At 56.5% G+C, this 230-nt stretch carries 1 pseudogene; it reads right to left on the bottom strand.

Going from position 1 to position 230, the window contains the following annotated elements:
• Positions 1-21: 21 nt before the first annotated feature.
• A pseudogene (locus KVT28_RS27430) lies at positions 22-230 on the bottom strand (magnesium transporter CorA); the annotation flags it as partial.

The raw sequence follows: 230 nt of genomic DNA, 5'->3' as shown, positions 1-230 counted from the left end.
ATTGACCTTCTGGAACACCTATTCGTTATGAGGCAACAGCGATTCAATATCGCGCAGGATTTCACGCGCCTGCTCCAGCTGGTTGCCCCGCAGACGCGCTTTGCGCACCAGGAAGTTGAGGGCACGCTGTGTATCCATCAGACATAACCGCACTTTCCAGCCGTTATCTTCCAGCTCCGCCAGACGTGACAGCGCCTGGTCGTACTCTTCGCCCTGCTGGCCTTCCATTC

The sequence above is a fragment of the Pantoea sp. GbtcB22 genome, assembly GCF_019091025.1.
Taxonomy (GTDB): Bacteria; Pseudomonadota; Gammaproteobacteria; order Enterobacterales; family Enterobacteriaceae; genus Pantoea; species Pantoea leporis.
Note: the sequence above shows the minus strand (reverse complement) of the source record. Positions and strands in the feature narration are given on the sequence as shown.